The organism is Legionella drozanskii LLAP-1, assembly GCF_001467585.1.
Classification (GTDB): Bacteria; Pseudomonadota; Gammaproteobacteria; order Legionellales; family Legionellaceae; genus Tatlockia; species Tatlockia drozanskii.
Genome location: NZ_LNXY01000005.1, coordinates 1 through 793, shown reverse-complemented (window position 1 = coordinate 793; position 793 = coordinate 1). Strand labels below are relative to the sequence as shown.

Below are 793 nucleotides of genomic sequence, written 5' to 3'. Positions count from 1 at the left end.
AAGAGGCTATCAAGTGGCGATTATGAACAATAAGACAAGAGGGTCTTGGTTTAGGCTCTTTAATCCAATTCATTGCAGCCTTAGTAATTGCTTTGTTTAAGGGCCTTATCATATACCAATTAATATCAAGCTCAATGGCTTGGCGAAGGTAGCTAAGCGTTTCATTGGATGTCACAAGCATAAACGGAACTTGATGATTAATGGTGTGATGTTTAATGGCAAGGATTGCTTCAAAGCCATCAAATTCATCCTCAAGCTCAGGATTAACAATAATCACATCGTATAAATGACGATTAGCCAGTTCTAAAGCCCTATCTCCGTTAATAGCAATATCCACCTCTGCCTGCTGACTTCTCCAAAGCCACTGCTCAAATCGTTGAATAATTCCATTCGGTTCAATCAGTAAAAGACGAGGATTCATCACTTTTTTATCCTTCCTGGAATGATTTGCCTCTGTCTATTATAGCTAATGGAATAAGAGAGCTTAGCCTCTTGCCGAAAGGTAAGCTCCTTTTGCGTTTAAGTAATCAAAAAACATGAAGGAGACTTGTCTATACTGTAACAAACCCTCTCATTAACCCATTTGCCATTATGTGTGGACGTTTTGCGCTTAATACCGATGTTGAAACCATTTTAAAGCAATTTTCAATTGCCACTTGTGAAAATCTGCCTCTAAGTTACAACGTCGCCCCGACAGAACCCGCACTTTGTTTAGTCAGCAATGAAGCCCAAATAACAGGGATTCAAATGCGCTGGGGATTTATTCCTTGGTATTCTCAGGCCTTGACGGGTA

General features: G+C 40.0%; 2 protein-coding genes. One reads left to right on the top strand and one right to left on the bottom strand.

Translation table 11 applies throughout. From position 1 onward, the window contains the following. The coding region (locus Ldro_RS03070; protein ID WP_058494967.1) for a response regulator at window positions 1-421 on the bottom strand (421 nt) is incomplete at its 3' end. A gap of 170 nt (window positions 422-591) precedes the next feature. Here Ldro_RS03070 and Ldro_RS03065 point away from each other — a divergent pair. After that, the coding region (locus Ldro_RS03065; protein ID WP_162263963.1) for an SOS response-associated peptidase family protein at window positions 592-793 on the top strand (202 nt) is incomplete at its 3' end.